A 22,634-nucleotide genomic window follows, 5' to 3' on the forward strand; every position below is an offset into this window, starting at 1 on the left:
CCAACCACTTCGCTCGCATTGTTGTTTTGCCACACAATAAAAAGTTCTAATGCATAACCTAGGTTTAACGAAGGATCCCGAATTTAACCTTCCTGTTTTTAATTTTTTCTCCCGCCAAGAGCTTGAGTAAGTTCTTTAATTTGCTTTTGCGGACAGCGGCATATGAAGCTTTGTCTTTTACCTCGATCAACCCCAAATCATCTTTGGACAACTGGCCTTTTTTATATAAAGCACCGACAATATCGATCTTATTGACCTTATCCTTCCTCCCTGCACCAAAATAAACCGTTTCCCATTCAGACAAAACCGGGCTCGCACATTCAGAAACTTCCTCTTCCTCCGTTGGCAAACCTTTTAGATAGGCAGGCAGATATTCGTCCTGCGTCATTAGCAACCAAACGCTACCAGAAGCCCCCATCCTAGCAGTCCGCCCATTTCGGTGCGTCCAGACAGTATCATCTACAGGAAATTGATAATGCACCACATGTTTTACAGAAGGTATATCAAGCCCCCTGGCACCTAAATCTGTACATACCAGCACCTGCGCACTTTTATTTCGGTATTTAATTAAAGCTTTTTCCCTTTCCTCCTGCCCCATGCCACCATGGTACATTTCTACGCCCACGCCCTGATCTGCTATTAAAGCACAAAGCCTTTCCACAGCCTCCCTGTGGTTACAAAATACGATGGACTGCTCTCCCTGAAAACCGCACACCAGGTTAAAAAGACTGTCAGGCTTGTATTTGGAGTCGCACTTTGCCACCTTGATAGTAAGTTTGTCAGGAGTAGAAGTTGAAAGAAAGTCAATGGTCACTGGTTGATCAGCTTTAACAAAAGCCGGTACCTGCTCCATTTTTGTAGCCGAAGTAAGTATACGCTTTTTCAGCCCCGAAAGCTCACCAATGATAAATGACATATCATCTTCAAACCCTAACTCTAAAGACTTATCAAACTCGTCTAAAACCAAGGACTTTATGTTTACAGGATCAAAACTACCTTTTCTTAAATGGTCAGCCAATCTACCAGGGGTGCCAATCAGAAGCGCAGGCGGTTCTATAAGACTTTGCTTTTCTAATTTCATAGGGTGCCCACCATAAAAGCAGGCTACCTTAAACCCAGTCCCCATATTGCGAAATACCTGTTCGATCTGCAAGGACAATTCTCTGGAAGGACTAATAATTAGGGCCTGCACTCCACTGCCTTGCTTAAGCCGCTGCACTACATGCAACAAAAACGCCAAGGTCTTACCAGTTCCCGTAGGAGATAGTAAAATAACATCTTTATTAAAGTTTTCCGAGGCAAGAAAAGCCTCCTGCATTTTATTGAGAGCAGTAATATTTAGGTTATCTAGAATTTTTTCTACCATTAATGTGCAGAGGTCATTTCCTCCTTTTGACGTTTTGAACAAAGACCAAGATCATTTTCCGTATACTTCCCCCTGGCCCCTTTTCGGGTTTTCCAATAAGCCAGCCTACGGGTTTTAAAGCTTCCAGTTGATCTGAAACAATTTTTACAATGGCAAAGATAGGCACAAATAAGATCATTCCCGGAATCCCCCATATCATATTCCCTAAAATAATAGCAATAATAATGGTAATAGGCGCCAAATGAACCTCTGCACCCATAATAATTGGTTCAAAAATATAGCTTTCAATCAATTGTACGATAAGTACAACGAAAGCGAAAAGCAAAACAATGCTGATACTTTCTCCTGCAATTATGAACATAGCAACAGGAACAATACCACTTACAAAAGGCCCAACAAAAGGAATAACAGTAACCAAAGCCCCAAAAAGTGTCAATAAACCCATGTGGCGTAAATCAAAAATCCAAAAAGTGATCAAGTACATTATAGCTAACAAAGTCATCACTTGAATGCGCCCCCATAAATACTGATGGGCTACATGGGTCGTTTTGGCTATAACCTCTTTACCTTTCTCTTTTTTAGATTGTGGCAGGTACATAAGGAGAAAGGTCTCATACTTGTGCCTTTTTAAAAGAAACAGGAACAAATAAACCATCAGCAGTAGGAAGTGAAGGGTAGTGGTAAAGATATTCCCTAAAACCTTTTGGATCACACTCTCCAATTGAGCCAAAATTTGATCTGACCTATTCAGGATAAATTGCCTTTGCTGTTCAGGCGAAAAGCCTGTTTGAGAAAAAACATATGCTTGTACCCTACGGAGAAAGCTTTCCAACTCTCGCTCTAATTGAGGCAAATCATCTATCAGTTGCCGCAATTGAACAACTAATAAAATACCAATTCCTAAGGTAGCAAAAAAGACAAATAGAGTTACCAGTAAAGAAGACAACAGCCTACCCACTCCCTTACTCTCAAGCGCTTGACAAAGCGGCCCTACCAAAGTGGCAATAAAAATACCCGCCACCAAGGGTATAAAAAACGCAGACCCAATGTATAAAGCGGCAATAGTCGCAAAAAGAAAGAAAATTACTCCGTTGACCCTTTGAAGTGATATTTTATCCATTACCAAAAATTCCTATAATAGATAAACGAATAGGGTCTATGACTGTTCAACTCTAAATTTTTATAAAAAAGCTTTGGCTTAATATTTTAGGGATTTCTATTTACCTGAAGCCTGAAATATGCAATACCAACCATCTGTATTGCACTGAAAAGATCAAAAAAAATCCCTGCACCAGGCAGTACAGGGATATAATAATTTAAATTTCAATAAGATATACCTATACTTTACTCTTTCTATTTTTCAATTCTTCGATAAGGTTGATGTGCGTCTGCAACTCCCTTTTCAACTTTCTTTCCTTCTCTATTGTATTCTTTTTATAGTCCTCGAAGCGATTGAAAAGGTGGTCATAATCTGCAATCTTTTGCTTAGTAACCCGATTACTATTTTTAAACAGGAAGAACAAAACAGCACATCCAAGAAAAATCAACCCTACGATAATCCAAAGTGTGTTGGCATAGGTGTACTTATTTATTGAATTTCCGAGAAAAAGGATTTCTTCTTTTTCAGCTTTTTCGGCTTCCAAATTGGCTGTAATATCTTTAACTTCATTTTGAAGCTGCGTGATCTGATCCTGCTGCTGTACAATCTGATTTTGCTCATTTGCAAGCTGCATTTTCATTTGGGTAAGCGTATCCTGAACGTTCCTCCAAAAATCATTGAGATCTGTTTTCTGCACTACCTTATAATGCTGGTAGGAATTAGACTTGTCTATGATATTTTCCCATTTCTGATGAAGGGTAGCAGGTGCGTCCTGAGCAAAAGCGGTTCCTGTAACAAGAAACACCAAAAGCAAATTTAAAACTATTCTTTTCATCCTATTCTATTCCGATTTTTTTAAAAGCTGGAAATTTAATGTAAAAGCTCCTTTTTATAAAGAAAGTAACGTTCTTTTTATGGCAAATAATGCCTTTGCAAGACAAATTTACAAAATAAGATGGAAATTTTTCACTAACAACAACGGTAACTTCTTAAAATCATACTAATTACCAAAACTTTAACATTTACCCCAAGGATTTCTCTGGCTGAATTAAGAGGTGCTGCCCAGCATCCCTTTCTTAAATTTAGCGTCTGCAGGATCATTACCAAACCAGGTCTCAAAAACAGTTTGCTTAAAATCCAGTCCTCTAATACTAGTCCGCAAGGAGTTGTTTTTATATACCTCTAAGCCTTTCTCAGGAATATAAACCAAGTCAAAAATATCTCCTATAACAATATCTTCCTTAAAAACTTCCAACAATGCATTGATTCGAGCCTTTAGCGGTTCAATCTGATTATTCGTAACCCGGGCAAACTCTGAGCGGATATTTTCTTCTAACCTTTTTCCGGTAACCAATTCAGAGGTAACCTTTAGCTTAATAGCCATAGGCTCGTTCGCCAATGTAACCCGCATGCCATCATTGCACTTTTCCTTCAGGTACAGTCCCCCATCAAAAAGGTTAATCCAAAATTTCTTTCTCGTGCCCTCACCATTTAAGACTAGCTTAGTTTCATCAGCCATAACAGAACGTGGCATTTCGCCCTTATCAGATTGTGCTTGGGAAGGCAAACAGGCCAATATTGCGACAAACAACATTAAAGAAAGTCTTAAGAGGTGCATATTTTTAATATTAATATGCTCCTATCAATGCTAATTTTAACTTTTATGTTCCATAAAGCATCTTTTTTCCTTAATGCCCCTACTCTTCTAAAACGCCCATTTTCCCTTCATGGTAATCCACAATGGCTTGCTTTAACTCTTCTTCACTATTCATTACAAAAGGCCCTTGCGAAGCTACAGGTTCACCTATAGGTTTAGAAGCACCTAGGATAAAGCGACAATCAGAAGTAGCAGCAACCTCCAGAAGCTCACCATCATTTTCAAAAACAACCATCTGATGGGCACTAGCTTTTGTACCGTTTACTTCCAGACTTCCTTCCTGTATATAAAAAAGAATATTTTTTTCCCTGTCCACCTCACGTTTAAGCACACCTCCTTCTTTCATTTCTACTGACACAAAGTCTATAGGGTGTAGCCCACGCTGAGGCACCGTTTTATCACCCCAAGAACCAGAAACAAGATTTATAGTAGTTTTTCCGTCTTTACTGACTATAGAGGGAATATCTTTTTTCTGCAACCCTTGATAACTTGGTTCAGACATTTTCATTTTAGCAGGCAGATTCACCCAAACCTGAATCAACTCAAGCGGGCCTCCGTCTCTTTTAAACGCTTCCGACGATCGCTCTGAGTGAACAATCCCCTTACCGGCTGTCATCCACTGCACACCCCCACTTTTAATCACACTTTCAAACCCGTTGCTGTCTTTGTGTTTGACATCTCCTTTAAAAATAAAAGTTACCGTTTCAAACCCTCTATGAGGATGAGGTCCAAAAGGAAGTCCGGGATTGTTAGGCTGAACCTCATGTGGGCCATGGTGATGAAGTAGCAGAAATGGATCTATTTGGTCTATCCCACGTGTAGGCAAAGGCTGTTTCATGGTGATAAAGCCAATTTTTGAACTAGATGCTTTAACTACTTTGCTGACAGTACGCTTCTTTCCATCCTGAGCCTTATATGGATTTTCAACCACATAGCCCATTAAGAGAAAACTTATAATTAAAAAACTGGACACCGTTAACCCTTTTTTTACTTTCATAATTTTTTGAAGAACAATATAGACATGAACCCAACAAGTAAACAGTCAATTGAGTTTTCCTGCAAAAAACGAAAAAAGCCGCCACTTGACATAGTGACGGCCAAAACTATTTATAAACTGGTTTTATACCTATTAATTAAGCTTTAAAGTCAGAGACCCGATTTTACTGCTTAATGATTTTTTTCCTAAACACTCCTTCAGCAGTTTCCAATTCTACCATATACACCCCTCCACTAAGGTTGCCGATATTCAATTGATTTCCCGAAAAAGAAGCAGGCACTACAGCTCCATGCATATTCAATACACGTGTACCAAGAATGTCTACAGGGCACTCGACAATTACATGTGTACTGGCAGGAACAGGATAAACCTGTGTAGAAAGTTCAAGAGAGGTCAAAACAGAAGTTGGTTCTTCAAGCTCATCCTCTGTATATGCAAAATGCAGGTTATCAAGCATAAGATAAGTTCCAGCCGTAGCATTATCATCGTCTTGACTGCTGCTAGCCGTAACCACGACTCTTTCAATTTCCCCTTCATTTGTGTAATTGATAGGAATAACAAAATGAGTCCAACCGCTCACTGAAGATGTAAACTCTAAATATCCAGACCCAGCTAGACCTTCTGCACCTTCATCCATATCATCCTCATCAAAATCATGAAAAAGACCTACAGATAAATCCCCAACATCATTTCCTTCTTGGTTAAACTTATAGTAACCAGTCAATGCGATAGGTCGTCCATCAAAAGGGTGGCCAAAAGATTCCATATCTTCAAAGCTCCACATATATCCAGGCGTGACATCCCCTCCTGCGTCTTCCGAATTCATAATTTTAGCTGCATAGTTCCCAGACTGAGCATCATCACTACGTTCTAAAACTATCATACAAGAACTTTGTCCTCCAAAAGTCGCACAAAAATTCATAGCCCCCCAATGCTCAGCTAACATATAATCATCTTCATCTATCCACTCCTCAAAATCACCATTCATTAATTGAGTCTGAGCAAACAAGTTAAAGGGTAAAAAATGCACATACTGTAAAAAGTAAAGTTTTTTTCATAGATTTAGGCGTTATAGAATGAAACAATAAATAATTACAATAACAATTTTAAACATAAATACTATTACATCCTATAACTAGGATTGTTTAAGCAAAAACACCTTGTAATAAGACAACTAAAATTAAAAATCATACAACTAACTAATTATTTTTAAAACCCAAACAAACCACGTATGACTACTTGGATAATAATAGGAGTAACAGCTCTTCTGGTAATTATGACCATCAGTATTTATAACAGATTGGTTAGCCTGAGAAACAGAAGAGAAAATGCTTTTGCAGACATCGATGTTCAACTAAAACAACGCCATGACCTTATCCCTCAACTATTAGGCAGTGTAAAGGGATATATGAAACATGAAGAAGGTGTTTTAACCAAGATTACAGAAGCAAGAAGCAAAGCTATGAATGCAGGCAGCTTGGATGGCCGTATTGAGGCTGAATCCCAATTAAGTTCTGCACTACAGGGACTACGCGTGCAAGTAGAAGCCTATCCTGACCTAAAAGCAAATCAGAATTTCATGCACCTACAGGCTGAAATATCTGATATTGAAAACAAACTGGCAGCCTCTAGGAGGTTCTTTAACTCAGCCACCCGAGAGTACAACACATCGCTTCAGAGTTTTCCGGCTAATATGCTGGCTGGAATGTTCGGATTCCATACCAAACCAATGTTTGATGTAGGCCCCGACAGAGGCAATATGGACAAAGCGCCTGAAATAAAATTCTAAGATTACTATGGCTAAATATGTAGGAATACAAACCCAGATCAGGAAAAACAACCAAAAATCGGTGCTACTCCTGGCGGGTTTCCCTTTACTGATACTTGCCACTGTTTGGCTGTTTTTCTTTTTTACTATGTACGACCCCAATGGGCATACTGACATGTCTACTGTCAACAACTACTTTGTTGATGCTATACCTGTAGTTTTCATAGGGACAGCCATATGGTTTACCATAGCTTTTCTCATGCACAGTTCTATGATAAAAATGGCTACAGGCGCACAACCCCTTTCACGGAAAGAAAATATGAGGGTCTATAATTTGGTAGAAAACTTATGTATCAGCGAAGGAATGCCTATGCCTAAGATCAACATCATCAGAGACAATTCGCTCAATGCCTTTGCCAGTGGTATTAACGAAAAAACCTATACTGTTACGCTTACAGAAGGCATTATTAACAAGCTGGACGACCGCGAGCTGGAAGGCGTCATAGCGCATGAACTGATGCACATAAAAAACAAAGACGTCAGACTGCTTATAATCAGTATCATATTTGTGGGCATTTTCTCTTTCATAGCCCAAATTGCCTTTAGAAGTATGTTATTTGGAGGTCATAGGCGAAGAGACAAAGACAATAAAGCCTTATTGATTGCTTTAGTCCTCGCAATTGTAGCTTACCTATTGTCCATTCTGTTCAGGTTTGCCATTTCCAGAAGCCGGGAATACATGGCAGACAGTGGTGCCGCAGAAATGACCAAAAACCCTAGGGCGCTGGCCTCTGCACTGAGAAAAATATCTGGGAACTATCAGGTAAAATCTGTAAAAAGCCCCGATGTCGCAGAAATGTTCATTGAAAACCGGCCCGATAAATCATCAGGGTTGATGGCTTCTATAACCGGGCTTTTTGCCACACACCCACCTATAGAAAAAAGAATCCAGATATTAGAACAGTTTTAACTAACCAAAAAAAAACAACAACTTAACCACCTAAAGCAGAACACCTTGTTCTGCTTTTTTACTATTAAGGTCAAACAAAATTATTTTTATCAGGTAATATTTTTATCACAACAACTTTGAAAATGAAAGACTTTTTTATAACGTCCGAAATCAATGGAAGTAAATTTGCCTTCCGACAAGAAACAGTCAAAGCCCGTTTGCAAGAGCTGCATATAAGACTGGAAACGCTTAGAAAGAACAATGAAATATTGAAAAACAAGCAATTCGAAGTAATAGAACGCCAATTAAATTTTCTTGAGACGCAAATAATAGCACTTGAGAAAAAAACTTACCATAGCACCAATTGACAGTTTTCTTCTGACAAATACAAAAAAAGCTATTTATAGGCATTGCAACGGTCTAAACCACAGCCAGCTCACTACTGGCATTACTAGTCCCCTCACCCTTATTAATCCATAGACCGAAAAAGCAACACTTAGCAAATTATTGAACAACAGCTAAAACATCATTGATCCAACTAATCTCAGAAGCGGACTTTGTAAACTTATTGTTACTCTATTTGGCGGGAACAGTCGGTTACATTATATCCACCATATCAGGGGGCGGAGGCGCCTTGCTGTTAGTTCCAATACTAAACTTCCTCATTGGCGCCAGAATTACACCACCAGTTTTAAACCTTGGAAATTTTATAGGCAAACCTGCAAGAATTTTCATTTTTCGAAATTTCATTGACTGGCGAATAACAAAATATTATGTACCTCCTGCCATTATAGGCACTTTAATTGGCGCTTGGTTTCTTGCAACTGTACGCTTAGACTGGCTGCAAATCATTGTAGGACTGTTCCTGATCAGCACCATTTTCCAGTTTAGGTTTGGCAAAAAAACACGATCTTTTAAAATGCCTCTTTACTGGTTTGCCCCAATAGGTATGGTTTTCGCCATCCTTAGTACCATTGTGGGCGCTATAGGCCCTGTATTAAATCCTTTTTATTTAAATGCTGGAATAGATAAGGAACGGCTTGTCGTTACCAAAACGGTAAATTCCTTTCTAGTCTCACTTACCCAAGTTGGCAGTTATGCTTTTTTCGGCATACTCTATGGTGAGCTATGGATAATGGGGGTTGCTTTAGGCTTAGGTGCTGTTACTGGAAATATCTTAGCAAAAAACCTTCTAGGAAAAATGAACAACCAAGCCTTTAGATATTGGCTCATTGGCGTAATGTTCATAAGTGGCATTATAATGATTGTAAGGCAATTATTATAACCTGAAATATGCGTTAGAACTTTCTATCGCGTGGCAAAACAACTTCAAATCAGACGCTTCGTTCGCATACAAATTACTTTTGTTCAGCAGAAAGGCCAACATTCGTCACACCGTAGCTCAGCCATTGCCAAGCGTTGTTTTAATCACTCAAGACTTTCTTTCTTGAACAATCCAACTCTAAAAAACAATGACAAAAAATAGAAGTATAAAAAAATTAGCTTGAAAATTCGCTACAAGTATGTAGGTTTGTGCCTGGGAAAAATAACTTGTACCAAGCTGATGGGCTATATTCCATACACAAGCCCAAAAAACTTGGTAAAATAAAGGTATATCCGGAATGAAAAAAGTAGTAATTACCGGCCTTGGTGCCGTGACCCCTATCGGGAACAATGTTTCTGAATATTGGGATTCATTGATAAACGGAAGAAGCGGAGCAGCAGAAATCACCCGCTTTGACGCATCAAAATTTAAAACACGATTTGCCTGCGAACTAAAAAACTTCGACCCGCTGGAATACATAAAAAAGCCAGAAATCCGCAAATACGACCCTTTTATTATATATGCCTTGGCAGCAGCTCAACAAGCACTAGATATGTCCGGGGCAGAATCTATAGCCAACAAGCATGACATTGGCGTAATATGGGGCACTGGGAACGGAGGCTTCGCTACCTTTGAGGAACAGGTAACTGAATATGTAGAAGGAGACGGTACACCACGCTTCAATCCATACTTCATACCTAAAACCATACCGAACATGGCTTCTGGCATCATAGCCATAAAGCACGGCCTTACAGGTATAAACTTTACCGCTGTTTCTGCCTGTGCTGCGGCAAATACGGCCATTATGGATGCATTCAATTACATCCGTTGGGGCAAAGCCAAAATGATCGTTACCGGAGGCTCTGAAGCGGGCATTACCCCAGCCACTATGGGAGGTTTCTCGGCCATGAAAGCCTTGTCTACCAACAATGACAATCCAGCAGGAGCATGCCGCCCTTTTGACGCACAAAGAGACGGTTTTGTTATGGGCGAAGGCGCCGGAGCGCTGGTTCTGGAAGAATATGAGCATGCTGTAGCAAGAGGTGCCAACATCATTGCCGAAGTGGCGGGCGCTGCTATGACTGCCGATGCCTACCATATTTCTGCCACCCACCCTGAGGGAGAAGGGGCGGCACGTGCCATAGAACTAGCCCTACAAGATGCCAACTTAACAGCCGCTGACATGGGCTATATCAACTGCCACGCCACCTCTACCCCTGTTGGCGACCTTAGCGAAACCAACGCCATTGCGAAAGTATTTGCCAAACACTTGGACAAGATAAAAATAAGTGCCACCAAGTCCATGACAGGTCACCTCCTAGGTGGTGCTGGTGCTATAGAAGCCATTGCCTCTATTTTAGCCGTCAAAAACAACATTATTCCGCCTACTATCAACACTTCCGAACTGGATGAAAAAATTCCGGAAGGCTTAAATATCGTTATAGGAAAAGCTGTAGAACATAAAGTAAATGTTGCCATGAGCAACGCCTTTGGTTTTGGCGGGCATAATGCCATCGTTATTTTCAAAAAGCACTAACATCAGCCGGAGCATCAACCCTCCGGCCTGCTTTACCTTTATGAAAATCCACTTTAGCGACAATAAAAAAGTAAACCGCGACCAGCTCCTGGAAATCTACAAGGCCAATAAATGGTCTTCTGCAGAAAAGCCAGACCTCCTTGTAAAGGCGCTTTTAAACTCAGATGCATTAGTTACGGCATGGCATGAGGATAAACTTATAGGTTTGGGCAATGCCATTTCAGACGGACATCTGGTAGTATATTACCCCCATTTGCTTGTTCACCCCAATTATCAGTGTAAGGGAATAGGCAAAATGATTGTTGAAAAACTACAGGAAAAATACGCTGGATTTCATCAGCAAATGCTGGTCTCTGACGCCAAAGCTACCGATTTTTACATAAAGTGCGGCTTTAAACCAGCAGGACAAGCTCAGGCCATGTGGGTTTATGAGGGGGATGATCATTGAAACTAAAACCCTGACGGGTCTAGAAATGCAACCACCGCTAGCTGATTGAAAAAAAGCACTCTCAACCAAGCCCCGTGGGTGACGTAATAGAAGATGCTTGATTGGTGGAAAATGAGATATTCCGATCCGGTTGGGGCTTAAGGCAATCCTATGATCTACTACAATGGGCTACCGCCCACTGTTATATATTGCGCACCGTTGGCGCTAAAACATTTCTGTATTTGTACTCCATGATTGATATTCAATACTAATGCAAAAAGCTCCAAAGGAGCGTAATAAAAAACTCAGGGACATGGCCCTGAGAAGAAAAATGCATTCTCAAACAAGCCCCGAAGGCGGCGTAATAGAAGATTCTTGATTGGGGAAAAATGAGATATTTCGCCACATTAGGTCTTTAGGCAGTCCCTGTCATCTACAACAAAAGGCTACCGCCCATTGATATATATTGCGCACCTTTGGCGCTGTTCATAACCAATTTGGATTAAAGAGACCTCACTCAAACATCTCCACCTTCACTTCTCCATCCTTAATTAAACCACGGAACATACCGGACGTGTTAAAAGGCATGGTAAAGTTCCCGTTGCGGTCAACAGCTATTAAGCCACCGGTTCCGCCAAGTTCTGAAAGTTGGTGGTTTATGACATGGTCGGCAGCTTCGGCGAGGGACAGGCCCTTATAAGCCATGAGCGCGGAAACTTCTTTGGCAACCTGAAGTCTCATAAAATATTCGCCATGGCCCGTGCAGGAAACGGCACAGGTACGGTTGTCGGCATAAGTACCGGCACCTATAATAGGTGAATCTCCTACCCTACCATATTGCTTGTTGGCCATACCTGACCAATTATACCTTGTCTTCAATTTGTATAATTACAACGAACACCTTTTCTTTGCATAAAAGAAAACATAGAAGCATTTATTATTATCTTATGAGACAAAAATTACAAACAGCGATTTTTTTTTTAATCCTATCAACTCTAACCCTCTCATGTAAAAAAGAAACAGAAGATTTGTTACCTGATGATGAAATGGAGTTGTCAAATACAAATCAAGATGAAATAAAAGTGGTTAATGGACGTCTTACTTTTAAGGATAAAGATTTTTTTGAAGAATACTTGTCCACTAATTCATCCAAAAACACAAGGCAGGGAAAGTTTGAAGGCTTTATTTCAATGAACGAATATTATGAAAATAAAAGTTCATATAGAACAAAAGGAAAAATAACTTGTGACACATTACCTTTTGAAGATGATTACCTTGCAAACTTCCTAACCCCTGAAGGTATAATAGAAATTGGAGACTATGTCTTTAAAATCAATATGCCGGACGAAAAAGTTTATGCCTTGCATAAAGAAAAGGTAAAAGAAAACCTACAGGATCTCTATGAAGAGAAAAGGAATAATGCTATTTTGGAATTTAGCACAAATGATGAGGTACTTACCTTGCTCGAAGATAGAAATAGTTCAGCACAAGAAAAGCTCTTCTGCGGAGAAACTAGAGCAAATAATGACGATGACCGAGCAACTATTGACTATGGGAATGGAGAGTATAGAATGAACTGCAAAGTAGTTTATCAAACAGCAGGTATTTATTTTAGTCTTATAGGGAGAGCTGACGGCAGAGTAAAGTCTGTATTTGGATGGTACGTTAACCATCCGATTACCATGACAGCTAACTATTCTGCTAATTGGAAACCTAGATGCGGAACAGCAAGAAGTGTCTCTGACAGCCGAATAGAAACAACCAGTAGCTTACGTATAAGAGTATATGAATCAGTAAGAGGACTAAACAATTATTCTTACAATATTGTCTTTACTAATCATTTTGCTGGCTGGGACACAAGATTATTTAGCATATCAGGATAATAACATTTATCTATAAGCTCATAGTTCATTAAATTATGAGCTTATACCCATATATATATTTATGAGATTTTACCTAATAATTATACTAATATTAATTTCTTCCATAAATTCATTTAGCCAACAATTGACTCTACATCCCGGAATCGGCTTCCAAACCCCTTTTACATCCCTTGATCAAAACACAAGCAAAGCCCCTACTTTTCGGCACAACAGAGTCAGGCAATACTTTAGTTACAGTTTACTTATTACATACACCACAGATAAATACTCTATCAGTACAGGAATATTAAACGGTAAAACAGGGGTCAGTTATACAATGACAACCCTTCCAGACAACACCAGGAACCCTTCAGGGGCACCTCGAAGAAGCCAGTCCACGGGTTTACTTACCCGGCATTTCCCTATCATTTATTCTCGTGAAATAAAAAGATTAGGATTTGGAGCAAACTCAGAAGGGCTATACCGGCATAATATTTCCATTCACTCAATAATAGGAGCCAGTATTAGTTACACGCCTCCATCCAACGCTGGATCATTAAGTCTTGGAGGAGCTTTTTTTTCAGGGGATACTATTGAGATTTCCAGAACCAACAACACTATTCAACGTTTTGGAGCATCTTTAACTGCAGGTGTAATCCTCCAACTTTATAATAAAAAAAACAGACCCACGTGGAACCTTACGCTTTATTATTCACAAGGTCTAAGAAGGTTAGTAAATTTTGAAATTGATTATACACTAAATGGAGAAACCTTTGCAACCACATTAATATCTCGGGGAACAGTGGCAGGAATACATTTAAGTTATCCAATAAGGCTAAAAAAGTGGGATTAATTTTTTTTAGAAACAACAGACTGTATTATCTTCATTTTTTATACTTCCACGAGTAGACTAGGTCAATATTGGTTTAGTTTCAGTTTGAGAAAGAGTTAGGACATTTTGAACTAGAAATCCTTGCAAACAAAATATCTTTTATGCATCGGCTTGTTTTTAAAGTCTTTTGGGTGCTTTGCCCAAAAGACTTTATTTCTAGAACCTCACATTGGCATACAGACACCTTTCACCAGCTCTACCAATTCATCAGAACAATGGTTTAGCCCCCTATAAATCGGACTATTTTATTTTTTAATTTGTATTACTCTTACCATCCACCATATCTTTGTATCAGCAGGAAACGACTGACGGTGACCTTTGAACCGATGTCGTGTAACTTGGAGTGTTGGGCCCATTCACTTCTTTTTGCAAATTCTCGCCCTCATTGAGAGGGCTCGTATTTGAGCAGGAAACTTCCCTCCGGCTCCCATTACCCGATATCTCCTGATATGGTATTGATAGCTTAAATTTAACTCTTTTTTTAGCTTTTTCAATACGAATAATCTTTCCTTCATTCCATAATTCCCAGAACTTCATTGGCCAGAGGTATGCTATTGAAGAATGCAGCCTTACGTTGTTGTACTTGTAGTAGAACACATTCAGGCGTTCTTCTAATTCATCAAGGGACCAGAACGTATGCCCTTCTAACGCGTGCTTCAATATGCTATGAAAACTTTCCACATGACCGTTTTCCTGAGGTGTATATGGATGTGTAAACACCTGATTTATATAATTCTCCTTAAAAAAACCTCTTATTTCAGCAGCACTGAATTGAGGGCCATTATCATTCCTTAACTCCACATGAACACCTTTTGATAGCTGGTCAGCAGCTTGTAAATGCTCGGTTATCACTGCTTCCCAAGCCTGTTTTATCTGACTTTTTCGCATATTGAACCCGACAGACCAGTGCAGAACCGCACGGGTAAAAGTGTCGATAATTGTAAGAATGTAGGCATACCGCCGCTCTCTGGTGATCCAGACTTGTTTAATATCCATTTCAAGAACCTCCAGAGGACCTTCGGGTGTAACAATACGATATTTGACATATGTTTTCCCAGTTGCTTTCTGTCTGGCTTTAAGCAATAAAGCTTTTTTCATCAACCTGTACACCTTCTTATGATTGATTACAAAGCCAAGCAGCATCAGCTGTATTGTCATTTTCCGATAGCCATAATCTGTGTCCGGATCTAATTGTATTCTGGAAATTTCTGCCACCACATCCTCATTTGTACACTCGGTGTGTTCATCATCAACACGCCTGAAGACCACAGAGCTTTTCTTACGGCCTCTGCGTCCTGCCTTAGGTATATAGTAAAACTGGTGCCTTGTAAGTTGTAGAATCTCAAGAACTCTATCCCTTGTTAATCCCTGGCCGATGTACTTTACAGCTAATTCTTTTTTTTCGGACAGGGATACTTCTTTTTTAGCAGATCATCTTTTAAACGGGCTTCCAGCTCCTTTTCAGCTATTATTTTCTTCAGATAGTCATTCTCTTTTTCAAGTCTTCTGATTTCCTTCAGATGTTCCGGGGTCATGCCGTGCCGGAAACCTGCATCGCCCATGCTTTCAAATTTTTTCTTCCAGTTGTAATATGTGGCAGGATATACTCCATACTTGTCAAGGGTCACCTGAACGCCATTGCTTTCAGCTTCTTTGAGGATCTTGACTTTTTCTTCTTTGGTAAATGTTCTCTTTTTCACGGACATAAAATTACTAATTTTAAACTATAATTGTGTCCGATCTTTTAAGGGGCTTAATCAAACAAGCCTCAACTTTTAAGGATAACAGAATTGAAATCATGAGAAACTTTGGTGCTTTACTTAGGTTGGATTTGGACAATGACTGGCATTTTATGACAGGTTTTTCCAATGGAGGCCTCGGTTACAGTTTTATAGTTTCTACCATTCCAGAAAACAACTCTTCAGGTACTTATCAGAGAAGTTATTCAACATTTACTCCGCATTTCCGATTCCCTTTGATGGTATCCAAACGAATTGCCACTGTTTCTAAATCGATTTGCGACTTCCATCTCCGCATTACAAGTGGCATCAGTATAGATTTTCGAGCACCTGGGTATAAAGAACCTCCTCCAATCGATTCTGCAGATGATTTTTTTGAAGACACTTTAGAGATAAATCTGCAAACCCAAGTACAAAATAGGTCAGGGGGTTTCTTTTATAGTAAGTTTAGACCTGTACACAATAAAGATTGTAAAGCCTTCTATCAGTATCAGACTTTTTTATTCACAGGGACTGACATCGCTTCAATATACAGATTTAAATTATCGGATTAACTCTAACGCTTATAACACCCGCTTAACCTCAAGAGGGACTGTCCTGGGAGTTCAGCTATTTTATCCAATCAGAGTGAAGAGGTGGGCTAAAGATAATTAACCTTTTACACCTCCAGGTTCTAAAACCTTGGAGGTGTAAAAGGTCTACTCAAACATCTCCACCTTCACTTCTCCATCCTTGATAACACCACGGAACATCCCGGACGTGTTAAAAGGCATGGAAAAGTTCCCGTTGCGGTCAACAGCTATTAAGCCACCGGTTCCGCCAAGTTCTGAAAGTTGGTGGTTTATGACATGGTCGGCAGCTTCGGCGAGGGACAGACCCTTATAAGCCATGAGCACGGAAACTTCTTTGGCAACCTGAAGTCTCATAAAATATTCGCCATGGCCCGTGCAGGAAACGGCACAGGTACGGTTGTCGGCATACGTACCGGCACCTATAATAGGTGAATCTCCTACCCTACCATATTGCTTGTTGGCCATACCGCCGGTGGATGTAGCGGCATACAAATTACCCTCTTTATCTAAAGCAACAGCACCTACTGTTCCATACTTATCAAGATCTTCTGAAAGGTGAATATTTCCGGTAGTATCTGAAGATTGTCTTTCACGGATCCTTTTCAGTTCCTGCTTTCTTCTTTCGGTAAAAAAATATGATTTATCAGCAACTTCAACACCTGCCTCAGAAGCAAATTGCTCTGCCCCTTTGCCTGACAGCAGCACGTGGGGCGACTGCTCCATTACCGCCCTAGCTCCAGAAATAGGATTTTTGATAGTGGTAACACCAGAAACCGCCCCGGCATTAAGGTCTTTCCCACTCATCACAGAGGCATCCATTTCTATATTTCCCTCTCTGGTAAGCACAGACCCTCGTCCTGCATTGAATAAAGGGGAGTTTTCAAGAATGTGTACAGACGCTTCTACCGCATCCAGTCCACTTCCTCCGTCTTGGAGAATGGAATAACCAGCTTGAAGCGCCTCCTTTAAGGCTTCTTCATATTCTTTCTGTCGCTGTGCATTTAAATGGGCCGGTGTTATATTACCGGCTCCGCCATGTACAAGAAGTACAATATTATTTTCAGGTGATTTCACTTTTGAAGTTTTGTATGCCTTACAAGATACAAATAACATCGTGATGAGCAGAATCCAAAAGTATTTCACCTTTTTATTCATGCCACAGTAGGCTGTTTGGCACCTGACGATAAATTCTTCGCGTCCTCAGCATACTTTTTCAAAATCCTATAATGAGACCCTATGGCAGACACAAAAGTTTTATTCTCAATGTAAGGCAACCCAAACTCATGGGCTGTTTTCTTAACAATAGGCGCTATTTGAGGATAATGGATATGGCATATTTTAGGGAACAGATGATGTTCCACCTGCATATTTAACCCTCCACAAAACCAAGTAGCAAGAAACTTACCAGTAGAAAAATTGGCTGTAGTTTTCATTTGATGTGCTGCCCAAGCTTCTTCTATAATGTTGTTTTCATCCGGTTCAGGAAATTCGGTATCTTCCACCACATGAGCAAGTTGGAACACTAGCCCCAATACCCAGCCTTCTGCAAGGTGCATGGCAAGAAATCCTATCAAAAACTGCCACCATGCAAGGTCAAGCACAATCAACGGAACCACAATAAAAAGTACATAATATAACCCTTTAAAGAAAAACAAATTAAAATATTCCTGTTTAGGAGGGTTGGAGTTATCGTAACTCCCTAGTTCTTTTTTAAAGAACTTGATAAAGTCTTTTCTAAACACCCACGAAAGGCTGGCCAGTCCATAAAGAAACAACCCATAAATATGCTGATAACGCTGGATCTTTTTGGGTTTTTCATGCACACTCAAACGTATTAAACCAGGTGCTATTTCCAAGTCCTCATCATGCCCATGAATATTGGTATAAGTGTGATGTATAATATTATGGGTAATACTCCAAACATAAGCATTGGCTCCAATGATATTGAACAAGAAACCAAGTGCTTTATTTACTTTCGGATTGGAAGAATAACTACCGTGAATAGCATCATGACATACATTAAATCCGATACAAGCAGTAACCATTCCTAGCAGTATGGCCATTACCAGCATTGCCCATAGCGAAAAAGCCCCCGAAACAATCAATGCATACAAACCAACAAATGCCCCTAAAAAAAAGATGGTTTTAGCAACCATTAGCCCATTGGCATTTTTAGAAAGGCTGTTCTTCTCAAAATATTCATCTACTCTTGCTCTTACCGTAGCGAAAAATTGTGATTTAGATGTACTTTTAAACTTTACCTTTTCTGGCATATCTCAATAAAATAAATAATTATGATTTATAACTCAGCAGAAAGCCGTTAGGTTTGACAAAAATAAACAGAAAAAAAACAAAAGCTATATTTTATCTACGTTCAAATCATCAAGGTGTGTACTATCATTCTTTAGCGCCAAACTATAATTACTTCCCGAATACTCCAGAATATATAGGCCCAAATTAGTATGTGGGTACATATCCATAAACTTCAGCTCGTAATTAAGCAGCGTAGCCAGCAAAATCCTGATAGCCCTTCCATGCATACAAATCAAAATTACATCTTCATCACTTCTAGAAGCAATGACATCCATCACTTTTCGCAATCTTTTTTGGACATCTATGGGGCTTTCCCCCCCTTCAATGCACTGGTCAAGCTCACCTCGCCCCCAGGCTTCGAGCATTGTCCAATAATACTTGGTATCCTCAGAAGTAACAATTTTCCCATCCTTGTCCCCCCAACTGATTTCATTAAGCCCTGCATGACATTCATGAGGGATACCCAAGTCTAAAAAATGCTGAACAGACTGAACGGTTCTTTTTAGTGCAGATGTATATATTTTCTTGAAAGGGATATGCTTATACTGGTCAAAAAAAGCTTTGGCCTGTTTGCGTCCAGTTTCGTTTAGGTCAGTATCTACCCTACCGCCTTGTACAATACCCTTAAGGTTAAAATCCGTTTGTCCGTGACGGATCAGATAAATTTTTTTACTCTTCAATTTTATCCTACTTTTGTTTTATTACAAAACTATAATGATTAATACGAAAATAAGTATTTCGGAACTTAATAAATCTGTTCAAAATACACTCATTTCCTACATTGGAATTGAAATAACAAATTTAACAGAACAAAAGGTTCAAGGCAAAATGCCTGTAGACGCCAGAACACACCAACCTATGGGACTGTTACACGGCGGTGCCTCTGTGTCTCTGGCAGAAACCCTTGGCAGTATAGGCTCAAGCCTCTGCATTGATTTGGAGAAACAATATCCTGTAGGTCTTGAAATAAATGCCAACCATGTCAAAAGTATGTCGTCAGGCTATGTGTATGGAGAGGCTACATTAATTCATTTTGGAAAAAAAACACACATCTGGGACATACGCATAACCAATGAAAAAGAAGAATTGGTATGTGTCAGTAGGCTTACAGTAGCTATATTAGACAAAAAATAAAAGGGCAATCCCAATGAGCTTTTCAGACATACTGAAAAAACACTCCAAAAATCAGGTTCTTCTGGCCTTACAAAAAACTGCCGATGACCATCAATTGGCCATGGCTGCATGGAGGCTTCCTCTTCAGGACAAGCTCTACATGATTTGCGGCCAAGCACAAAGATTTTCTGAAAACGAAGATTTTAAACCTGAAAATGTAGGTCCTGGGTTTTGCTTTTTCCCTTTTAGAACAAGTGAAGACACTCCTGGCATTCTCATTCAGCCCACTATATTGCTTTCTTTTGAAGGCGCAAACATTAATATTCTTTCAGAGGAGGGCATAAAGGTTTTCAAAACCTTTATGGAAATATTAACCTCTGGACAAGTAACAGAAAACAACAAAGGGAAAAACAACCTTACAGAAAGCTCAGAAAGCCGGTTTAAAGAAATAGTGGTCCAGGCAAGGGAGCAAATCAGAAAAGAGGGGGATTTTAAAAAGGTAGTTCTGGCAAGAAATCAATTTGTTGACCCTCCATCTGATTTTTCGCCCACAGATTTGTTTTTGAAAACAGCTCAATCCTATCCTCATGCATTTGCTTTTCTATTCTCATACTCCCCTTTCGGTACATGGATGGGCGCCACTCCTGAAATACTTGTTCAGGTAACCAAAGAAAATACTTTCAAGACAGTTGCACTTGCTGGCACCCAGTCGTCAGAAGGAAAAGACACCAGCGATGCAGTCTGGACACAAAAAGAGATCGAAGAGCAAGCTTTGGTAAGCAGGTATATCATCAACTGCTTCAAGCAGATCAGGCTAAGGGAGTTTGAGGAAGAGGGACCGCTTACTGTACGTGCCGCAGGCCTTTTGCATTTAAAAACCTATTTCTCTGTTGACCTAAACCAAATAGAATATAAAGGCCTAGGTAATGACATGCTCAAGCTACTCCACCCCACTTCGGCTGTATGTGGCATGCCTCGCAATGAAGCCATGCAGTTTATTTTAGATAAAGAAGATACTGACAGGGAGTATTTCTCAGGATTTTCAGGCCCTGTAAACATAGATAATGAAATTAATATATTTGTCAACCTGAGATGCGCAAGACTGGACCAGGAGAAAATTGTATTGTTTTCGGGAGCAGGAATTACCAGAGACTCGAACCCTGACAAGGAATGGCTGGAAACAAGCCTGAAAATAAAAACCATTGGCGATTTGATCAACCCAACATCTTAAACATCTCCTTTTATTGATCTTTTAAATGGTTTAACTTTACGCAGGTTAAAAACCCATTTTAAAAAAGCTGTACTTACCCTTTATTGACATGCAGGCCATTTATAATATAGCGGAAATTTGTGCCCAAAAAGGTATAAAAAACATTGTCCTATCTCCAGGTTCCAGGTGTGCTCCACTAACCATTGCATTTGCCCGGCACCCAAACTTCCGCCCATACACCATAAGCGATGAACGTTCAGCGGCATTTATCGCACTGGGCATGGCCTTACAAACAAAAACACCATCTGTACTAGTTTGCACATCAGGCACTGCGACTTTAAATTATGCCCCTGCAATCGCAGAAGCGTTCTTCCAACAAGTCCCCTTACTGATCCTGACAGCGGACAGGCCCCAGGAATGGATTGCGCAACAAGACGGGCAAACCATCTATCAACAAAACATCTATGGCAAACATGTCAAAGGCAGTTATCAACTACCTTCCGACTTTTCACACCCAGACGCAAATTGGTTCGTAGAACGGACCCTGAGTGAAGCGACGAACAAAGCACAAGCGTACCCTCCGGGCCCTGTACATATCAATATCCCGCTGAGAGAACCGCTTTACCCATCTGGCACTATCAAATTTGACCAGAATGTAAAAGTAATCACAGAGCTATCAGGTTCACCTTCTATAGCAGAAGAAGACAGAAACCGCATTTTAAAACAGATTTCTACCTATTCAAAAATCATGGTAGTAGCTGGGCAGAACACTACAGACACTGCACTGACAGAAGTTTTAACAGAATTTAGCAATAACTATAATATACCAATTGTAGCTGATATAATAGCCAATCAAAAGCATCCAGACTTTATTAACGGCCATGACCTTTTTATTAATAACATCAACCCTGCACAGTACCAACCAGAGGTGCTCATCACGTTTGGCATGTCCCTGATATCTAAAGGAATGAAGCTTTTTTTAAGAAAAAACAAACCCACCATTCATATCCACCTGGATCCCCAAGGCATAGCCGCAGATCCTTTTCAATCACTTACCATGGTTGTCCGAGAGACACCTGTTCATTTCTTAAGAGAAGCCATTAACGCTGGCTTGTTATACCACAATGAAGCTTTTGGAAATCTCTGGAAACAAGCATCGAATAAAGGTGTAGAAAAGTTAAACCATTTCTTAAACAGCAATAAAGAGTGGTCAGAGATTTCTGCCGTAAATCAAGTTATAGCACATTTGCCAGCAAACTCATCACTACATTTGGCCAATAGCATGCCTGTTCGTTATGCAGGTTTTGTTTTTGCAGGACAAGAAATGAAAGGCGTAGAATGCTTTGCCAACAGAGGTACCAGTGGTATTGACGGGGTCATTAGTACGGCTTACGGAATGGCCCTTTTGTCTTCCAAAACCATCACCGTAATTACAGGAGATTTAAGTTTTTTCTATGACAGAAATGCCCTTTGGAACAACTATTTACCGGGCAATTTAAAAATCATTCTTCTTAACAATCATGGTGGTAATATTTTCAGGATTATTGACGGCCCTAATCAGCAGCCAGAACTTGAAGAATATTTTGAAACGCACCAACCTTTAAATGCCAGAAGAACTGCCGAAGACGCAGGTTTTAATTACATTAAGGTAAATAATAGCGTGCAGCTAAAAGAAGGTTTAAAACAAATCTATAGCAACAACAAACCATATATACTGGAAGCAGAATTTGACGGAAAAGTCAGCCACCAAGTTTTCTGCGATTTTAAAGAAACACTAAAATCTATGTAGGATCTGCTGAAAGCACTAGG

Annotated in this window: 24 protein-coding genes; 12 read left to right on the forward strand and 12 right to left on the reverse strand. The window is 39.9% G+C overall.

What is annotated here, in order from left to right; genetic code table 11:
• Window positions 1-64 precede the first annotated feature (64 nt).
• The 6 genes from RCC89_17715 to RCC89_17740 all read right to left on the reverse strand — a co-directional run bounded on the left by RCC89_17715 (window position 65) and on the right by RCC89_17740 (window position 6,107).
• On the reverse strand, window positions 65-1,366 hold the full coding sequence (locus RCC89_17715) for a DEAD/DEAH box helicase (protein ID WMJ74986.1): 1,302 nt from the start codon (window positions 1,364-1,366) through the stop codon (window positions 65-67).
• A gap of 13 nt (window positions 1,367-1,379) precedes the next feature.
• Entirely contained in the window at window positions 1,380-2,486 is a 1,107-nt protein-coding gene (locus RCC89_17720) for an AI-2E family transporter (GenBank protein WMJ74987.1), read from the reverse strand.
• Between the two features lie 217 nt (window positions 2,487-2,703).
• A complete protein-coding gene (locus RCC89_17725; protein ID WMJ74988.1) occupies window positions 2,704-3,300 on the reverse strand; it encodes a hypothetical protein in 597 nt (198 codons plus the stop codon).
• 213 nt (window positions 3,301-3,513) lie between these two features.
• Entirely contained in the window at window positions 3,514-4,083 is a 570-nt protein-coding gene (locus RCC89_17730) for a chalcone isomerase family protein (GenBank protein ID WMJ74989.1), read from the reverse strand.
• 79 nt (window positions 4,084-4,162) lie between these two features.
• Window positions 4,163-5,119: a pirin family protein gene (locus tag RCC89_17735; GenBank protein ID WMJ74990.1), complete on the reverse strand. Its 957-nt coding sequence runs from the start codon at window positions 5,117-5,119 to the stop codon at window positions 4,163-4,165.
• A gap of 163 nt (window positions 5,120-5,282) precedes the next feature.
• Entirely contained in the window at window positions 5,283-6,107 is an 825-nt protein-coding gene (locus RCC89_17740) for a PCMD domain-containing protein (GenBank protein WMJ74991.1), read from the reverse strand.
• Window positions 6,108-6,350: 243 nt separating this feature from the next.
• On the opposite strand from RCC89_17740, the gene RCC89_17745 reads away from it, so the two are divergent.
• The 6 genes from RCC89_17745 (at window position 6,351) to RCC89_17770 (ending at window position 11,145) form a co-directional block, all read left to right on the forward strand.
• Entirely contained in the window at window positions 6,351-6,908 is a 558-nt protein-coding gene (locus RCC89_17745; protein WMJ74992.1) for a LemA family protein, read from the forward strand.
• 7 nt (window positions 6,909-6,915) lie between these two features.
• Window positions 6,916-7,857: a M48 family metallopeptidase gene (locus RCC89_17750; GenBank protein ID WMJ74993.1), complete on the forward strand. Its 942-nt coding sequence runs from the start codon at window positions 6,916-6,918 to the stop codon at window positions 7,855-7,857.
• A 122-nt stretch (window positions 7,858-7,979) separates the two neighbouring features.
• Window positions 7,980-8,204, forward strand: coding sequence for a hypothetical protein (locus RCC89_17755; GenBank protein WMJ74994.1), 225 nt, complete (start codon window positions 7,980-7,982; stop codon window positions 8,202-8,204).
• 161 nt (window positions 8,205-8,365) lie between these two features.
• Window positions 8,366-9,121 carry a sulfite exporter TauE/SafE family protein gene (locus RCC89_17760; protein WMJ74995.1) on the forward strand — a complete coding sequence of 252 codons (756 nt, stop codon included), beginning with the start codon at window positions 8,366-8,368 and terminating at the stop codon, window positions 9,119-9,121.
• Window positions 9,122-9,458: 337 nt separating this feature from the next.
• A complete protein-coding gene (gene fabF, locus RCC89_17765) occupies window positions 9,459-10,697 on the forward strand; it encodes a beta-ketoacyl-ACP synthase II (GenBank protein WMJ74996.1) in 1,239 nt (412 codons plus the stop codon).
• Window positions 10,698-10,737: 40 nt separating this feature from the next.
• Window positions 10,738-11,145, forward strand: coding sequence for a GNAT family N-acetyltransferase (locus tag RCC89_17770; protein ID WMJ74997.1), 408 nt, complete (start codon window positions 10,738-10,740; stop codon window positions 11,143-11,145).
• A 492-nt stretch (window positions 11,146-11,637) separates the two neighbouring features.
• On the opposite strand, the gene RCC89_17775 is transcribed toward RCC89_17770, so the two are convergent.
• On the reverse strand, window positions 11,638-11,976 hold the full coding sequence (locus tag RCC89_17775; GenBank protein WMJ74998.1) for an isoaspartyl peptidase/L-asparaginase: 339 nt from the start codon (window positions 11,974-11,976) through the stop codon (window positions 11,638-11,640).
• Window positions 11,977-12,071: 95 nt separating this feature from the next.
• On the opposite strand from RCC89_17775, the gene RCC89_17780 reads away from it, so the two are divergent.
• Together RCC89_17780 and RCC89_17785 are read left to right on the forward strand one after the other, a co-directional pair.
• A complete protein-coding gene (locus tag RCC89_17780) occupies window positions 12,072-13,007 on the forward strand; it encodes a hypothetical protein (protein WMJ74999.1) in 936 nt (311 codons plus the stop codon).
• A 316-nt stretch (window positions 13,008-13,323) separates the two neighbouring features.
• Window positions 13,324-13,839, forward strand: coding sequence for a hypothetical protein (locus RCC89_17785; GenBank protein ID WMJ75000.1), 516 nt, complete (start codon window positions 13,324-13,326; stop codon window positions 13,837-13,839).
• Window positions 13,840-14,169: 330 nt separating this feature from the next.
• On the opposite strand, the gene RCC89_17790 is transcribed toward RCC89_17785, so the two are convergent.
• Together RCC89_17790 and RCC89_17795 are read right to left on the reverse strand one after the other, a co-directional pair.
• Complete coding sequence (locus RCC89_17790; protein ID WMJ75668.1) at window positions 14,170-15,288, reverse strand: IS3 family transposase; 1,119 nt, start codon at window positions 15,286-15,288, stop codon at window positions 14,170-14,172.
• Window positions 15,267-15,584 carry a transposase gene (locus tag RCC89_17795; GenBank protein ID WMJ75001.1) on the reverse strand — a complete coding sequence of 106 codons (318 nt, stop codon included), beginning with the start codon at window positions 15,582-15,584 and terminating at the stop codon, window positions 15,267-15,269. Before RCC89_17795 ends, RCC89_17790 begins: the two co-directional genes overlap by 22 nt.
• Window positions 15,585-15,610: 26 nt before the next feature.
• On the opposite strand from RCC89_17795, the gene RCC89_17800 reads away from it, so the two are divergent.
• Window positions 15,611-16,171 (forward strand): hypothetical protein, encoded by a 561-nt coding sequence (locus RCC89_17800; GenBank protein WMJ75002.1) that lies wholly within the window; start codon window positions 15,611-15,613, stop codon window positions 16,169-16,171.
• 144 nt (window positions 16,172-16,315) lie between these two features.
• Here RCC89_17800 and RCC89_17805 read toward each other — a convergent pair whose 3' ends face one another.
• The 3 genes from RCC89_17805 to RCC89_17815 form a co-directional block, all read right to left on the reverse strand.
• Complete coding sequence (locus RCC89_17805) at window positions 16,316-17,263, reverse strand: isoaspartyl peptidase/L-asparaginase (GenBank protein ID WMJ75003.1); 948 nt, start codon at window positions 17,261-17,263, stop codon at window positions 16,316-16,318.
• A gap of 77 nt (window positions 17,264-17,340) precedes the next feature.
• Window positions 17,341-18,462: an acyl-CoA desaturase gene (locus RCC89_17810; protein ID WMJ75004.1), complete on the reverse strand. Its 1,122-nt coding sequence runs from the start codon at window positions 18,460-18,462 to the stop codon at window positions 17,341-17,343.
• 84 nt (window positions 18,463-18,546) lie between these two features.
• On the reverse strand, window positions 18,547-19,182 hold the full coding sequence (locus RCC89_17815; protein ID WMJ75005.1) for a histidine phosphatase family protein: 636 nt from the start codon (window positions 19,180-19,182) through the stop codon (window positions 18,547-18,549).
• A 34-nt stretch (window positions 19,183-19,216) separates the two neighbouring features.
• Between RCC89_17815 and RCC89_17820 the strand changes: the two genes are divergently transcribed.
• The 3 genes from RCC89_17820 (at window position 19,217) to menD (ending at window position 22,614) form a co-directional block, all read left to right on the forward strand.
• Window positions 19,217-19,636: a hotdog fold thioesterase gene (locus RCC89_17820; protein ID WMJ75006.1), complete on the forward strand. Its 420-nt coding sequence runs from the start codon at window positions 19,217-19,219 to the stop codon at window positions 19,634-19,636.
• A 13-nt stretch (window positions 19,637-19,649) separates the two neighbouring features.
• Window positions 19,650-20,846: a chorismate-binding protein gene (locus RCC89_17825; protein ID WMJ75007.1), complete on the forward strand. Its 1,197-nt coding sequence runs from the start codon at window positions 19,650-19,652 to the stop codon at window positions 20,844-20,846.
• A gap of 88 nt (window positions 20,847-20,934) precedes the next feature.
• On the forward strand, window positions 20,935-22,614 hold the full coding sequence (menD, locus tag RCC89_17830; GenBank protein ID WMJ75008.1) for a 2-succinyl-5-enolpyruvyl-6-hydroxy-3-cyclohexene-1-carboxylic-acid synthase: 1,680 nt from the start codon (window positions 20,935-20,937) through the stop codon (window positions 22,612-22,614).
• Window positions 22,615-22,634 lie beyond the last annotated feature (20 nt).

Source organism: Cytophagaceae bacterium ABcell3 (assembly GCA_030913385.1).
Lineage (GTDB): Bacteria > Bacteroidota > Bacteroidia > Cytophagales > Cytophagaceae > ABcell3.